Raw genomic sequence first — 4,220 nt, 5'->3', positions numbered from 1 at the left:
TTCCTATACATAAAGATATTTTTAATTACATTAAAAATTTTAAAAAATTACAAAAACAACTTCCAACAATAGAAACCGTAATGAATATATTTGAAGAATTTGAAATGGTCGAATTAGAAAAAACAGAATTTGTAGTAGATGCTCTGAAAGAAGATTGGTTACATAGAAAATTCAAGCCCTTTCTTCAAAAAGCAGCAAACCTTGTCGCTGAAAAGAAAACTGTAGAAGCTATTTTAGATATTAAATTAAATGCCACGAATATGTTAAAACTTGTGAATATTGACAACAAAGGATACTCATATACTGGAATGGCGGATACACGTAAGAGTAAATACTTATCAATTCATGGTAGAGATGAAAATGAAATTTTAGGAGCGACTACAGGCTTTAAAACATTAGATTTAGTGACTAATGGATTAGTAAGTGATGGGCAAGAAACTGATTATTTTCTTGTTTTCGCACCATCTAATATGGGCAAAACATTAATATCCTCATTTATGTTAATGTCCGCTTGGAATAGTAATATCGAGTGGGATTTCCCTGCATACTTTGCTTTAGAACAACGTGCCGAAGAAATTGCCCGAAATTGGGATCATGTCCTGGCTGGTGTATCAAATTTAGGCATACAACGTGGTACTATGTCAGCTGAACAAAAAGACCGTTATATCTTCTTTTTAGATCAACTAAGGAAAAAGCAAAAAGATATGGTCATCTATGATATTCAAAAAAATGGTGGTCGCCCCTATACAGTTACTGAAATACAACGCGTCCTTGAGTCTGAAGGACATACTCGCTTTGTTTTAGATCAATTATCCAAAGTACGCTTAAATAGCTCCAATAATAATTTTGGGGATTTAAGACAAAGATTATTTGATATATCAGCAGCAGTACGTGAAATGATTTTAGGAACAGGAATTCCAGGTTATGTAGTAGCACAAGCTAACAGAGAGTCCGCTAAAAGAATAAAAAAAAGTCTAAATGATAGCACGATGACTGGTGAAGATATCGGGGAAACTTATGCAATTTTTCAAGATGCTAGCAAAGGTATATCTATTATCAAAATAAATGAAAATACCTTTAAAGTACAGGTTATAAAAAATCGTGGCAATGCTAGTGGTCAAAGTTTCATTGTGCGATATAACTTTGATACCGGACTGATTAGTACCATAAACAATCAGTATGAAAAACAGTTCTTCTAGTCTTAATAATGGAGATGAAAATACATGCAAAAAGCAAAAAATGTAGAAATTCTCGAAAATACATCACTTGATATAACAAGTCTAATAGATGATTTGCGTTTTAAGTATCAGTATTCCCTTAGATATCAAAGTAACCATGCAGCATTTTCAAAGAAAAATGATAACGGCAATTATATAATGTGTTGCTGTCCGAATCATACAGAAACAAGACCATCATTTGGTATTTCTAAAACCCCTCCCTATCACACACACTGTTTCTGTTGTGGATACTTAGGAACCATAGATTGTGTAATTGAAACCGCTTTTGTTTTAGAACGAGGCAACGGATTAAAAGCCCTATTATCAAATTACTATTTTGAAGACAATCGTAAACCTTTAGACATTACAAAAATCTTAGCTACAAGAAAAAAATGTATAAAAGCAAATACATTATCCGAAGAAACACTCAAAAAATTGGATGAGGAAAAATTTAAAAATCAAGGAAATTACAATGTAGCAATGTCCTATTTAATTAATCAGCGTGGAATAAACATGAAGACTTTAGATACTTACGAAATAAAAATAGATGTCAGAAATAAATGTATCGTATTTCCGCAACGTACTCGAAACGGGGATCTTCGCTTTTTACAAAAACGAAAAATTGGAAGCAATTATAACGGTTCAAAATTTATCAACGAAGGATTACCAAACAAAAAAGATATTTTATTTGGACTTCATTTAATTAATCAATTACGTACATCAGCCAATCGAATTAAAAGAGTTCGTATCGTAGAATCTCCTATAGATGCAATGAGTAACTATCAAGTAGGTATTCCTGCTGTTGCAATTAACGGGAAATTATTATTTAAAAACCAAATACGCGAATTACATCTAGCAGGTATAGAGATAGTTGATCTATTTTTTGACAATGACAAAGCTGGAAAAGATGCAACACAAAAAGCAACAAAACACTTAATACAGGAAGGATTCACGGTCAATCATACTCTTTATCCACCCCAATTCACTGAAGATTCAAAAATCGACTCCAATGACTTACTTAAGATGGGGTTACTAGATAAATTAAATACAAATTCAATTAGTTTACTAAGCAGTAAATTTTAATTCATTCAAATAAAGGGGATTTATATAATGAACACAGCAACTATAAACTTTCAAGATTTAATAATGGAAATACTAAACTCTGAATCTATAGCTAAAATTTTTAATTTTGAATTATTTAAGGTGAGAAATCAAGATAAAGAAGATGTGAAACAAGATTGTATCTTGCGTATAATGAAATCTCTTCAACAAACAACAGTTCCATCTGAAAAGCTACCTTCATTCTGTCAAACCATTATTAAAAGAACCGTGGTTGATTATTATCGTTATACAAATAGAATGGTAGAACAAAATTCGACTTCAGTATTTTATTGTGATGGATTTATTGAAGACGATTCTAGTGAAAACAATTGCCCTACATTTTGCCAAGAGTCTTACGAACAAGGATATGAATTCTCAATTGTTAAAGCAGATTTTGAAATACATAGAAATAAATTTACTCCGACTGAACAACATGTCATAGAATACATGCTATATGACGGCTTAGGAGTCTGTATGAATTTAGCCGAAATCGCAAACGAACTTAAAATTAATAAATCGCACTCAACAAGAGCATTAAAGAAATTGCGTAGCATTTATTGTTGTTAATATACTTAGTTCCCTACTACCTCAAACAACAATCACCTAAAAATATTGTAAAACAATTAAGAACATTTTGTAAACAAAAGTAACTTTTATTTTCATTATAAATTCCGCAACTATTTAATTAGTTATTACGATAACTATTAATCAGTCTAGTATATACAACTAGTATACAACATCGACAATAATTTTCAAAGGCGTTTATCTGTTTCTTATTAGATTTCAGCCCTCTTTTATATATATAACCATTCATTACATGAACTTGATTGGAAAATTATTAAGCTTAATTATTGATTTGTTACTATTAAGTATTGACTAGATTCATAACTTACAGTCTGCATTTAAAAACTTAAGTTCTGTTTATTTATATAAACAGAATAAACAAAGTTAATTTAAATAAACCTTTATATCGATATATAACAATTGAATGACGTTATATATCCTGTCAATTTAAGGAGGAAATAAAGTATGACGACAATAAAAGGATTAGATGCAATTTTAAAAGTGGGAAACACCTTTCTTACGTTTAAAGATAAAAAACCACTTACACTTTTATTTATCGATTGGTATGAAAATCTGGTTGGTATTCGCGAGCATTATGAACCTACCTTAAAACCCAAATATATACGTTGTCCAGGGACAGATGTGTGCCCCCTTTGTCACGTTAATCCTGGTAAATATCCGAATTTGAAGATTAAATTACGTGTATATGATCCATTAGATAATAAGATTAAGCTAGTCTCTTTAGCGAAAACCCACATTCAAAAATTACACACAGACTTTAATCTTTACATGATTGATCCTACAAAAGATTTTGTCACTATCTCTAGAAGTGGGACAGGTGCTAATGATACCACTTATTCAGCTAAACCATACTATTATACTTCAGTGGATGAAGAACCTATATTAAGGAAGCCAGACTTTAATGAAATTGAAATGCTTGATATATCAACATATATAACTTCTCATAGTCCCGGTGAAATCCAAGAATTTATGAATGCAGCCTCAACAATATATAATTTACAGCAAGCACAGTTTCAATGTAGTTCCCCTACTCTTTCATTAACTACTGAAGGTTTTGATGAAAAGGAACCATTGAGAACTACTAATCATAAATTACCGTTTTAGAAAACCGTATGGAATTTTAATTTCTATTATTAAATATAGAAAGGGACGATTATGTCGTCCCTTTTTGAAGTAAGGAGTTGTAAATTTTGTTTTTTAAATCAAATGAATTCAATCAGGACATTTTTACACTATTAAATAAGCGCGAAGTAAAAGAAAGCACGCAAAAAACTCGTACAAAAAAAAATGAGAAAAAAAAGAGTACGATAAAATAAA

At 30.7% G+C, this 4,220-nt stretch carries 4 protein-coding genes; all 4 read left to right on the top strand.

Annotated elements, in window-relative coordinates; genetic code table 11:
• Nucleotides 1-1,199, top strand: a 1,199-nt coding sequence (locus tag ABWK52_RS25995; RefSeq protein ID WP_353772229.1) for a DnaB-like helicase C-terminal domain-containing protein, incomplete at its 5' end; no start/stop codon positions are given.
• Nucleotides 1,200-1,223: 24 nt separating this feature from the next.
• Nucleotides 1,224-2,300: a toprim domain-containing protein gene (locus ABWK52_RS25990; RefSeq protein WP_098507688.1), complete on the top strand. Its 1,077-nt coding sequence runs from the start codon at nucleotides 1,224-1,226 to the stop codon at nucleotides 2,298-2,300.
• A gap of 27 nt (nucleotides 2,301-2,327) precedes the next feature.
• Nucleotides 2,328-2,885, top strand: coding sequence for a sigma-70 family RNA polymerase sigma factor (locus ABWK52_RS25985; RefSeq protein ID WP_001090550.1), 558 nt, complete (start codon nucleotides 2,328-2,330; stop codon nucleotides 2,883-2,885).
• 462 nt (nucleotides 2,886-3,347) lie between these two features.
• Nucleotides 3,348-4,007 carry a hypothetical protein gene (locus ABWK52_RS25980; protein ID WP_053514165.1) on the top strand — a complete coding sequence of 220 codons (660 nt, stop codon included), beginning with the start codon at nucleotides 3,348-3,350 and terminating at the stop codon, nucleotides 4,005-4,007.
• The last annotated feature ends 213 nt before the right edge of the window (nucleotides 4,008-4,220 follow it).

Source organism: Bacillus sp. AP50 (genome assembly GCF_040492675.1).
Classification (GTDB): Bacteria; Bacillota; Bacilli; order Bacillales; family Bacillaceae_G; genus Bacillus_A; species Bacillus_A cereus.
This window is presented reverse-complemented; position numbering and strand designations above follow the sequence as displayed.